This window comes from Priestia sp. SIMBA_032 (genome assembly GCF_046535215.1).
Lineage (GTDB): Bacteria > Bacillota > Bacilli > Bacillales > Bacillaceae_H > Priestia > Priestia aryabhattai.
This window is the reverse complement of record NZ_JAWRXD010000555.1, coordinates 1-276: the sequence shown is the minus strand read 5'-3', so window position 1 is coordinate 276 and position 276 is coordinate 1. Positions and strand designations below refer to the sequence as shown.

General features: G+C 38.0%; 1 protein-coding gene. It reads right to left on the bottom strand.

The window, feature by feature from the left end; translation table 11 throughout:
* Window positions 1-276, bottom strand: a 276-nt coding sequence (locus SB717_RS35520; protein WP_410907634.1) for an FtsW/RodA/SpoVE family cell cycle protein, incomplete at both ends; no start/stop codon positions are given.

Here is a 276-nt window from a genome sequence, read left to right as displayed (position 1 = left end):
ATCCAGCGCATAATAATGTACCAAATAAATTATCAGCGGAATAACCAATAATAATTGTTCGATATAGTAGTAATAGGAACAAGAAGACAACTAACGCTGCTACGATAAATCCACCTTCTTCGGCAATTGTAGCGAAAATAAAGTCAGTATGCTTCTCTGGGATATAGACGCTTCCTCCCCCAAACCCTTTACCTTCCATTCCTCCACTACCTACAGCTAAAATCGATTGTTGCGTTTGATAACCTTGATCTGCATTTTCAAATGGATTTAACCAAC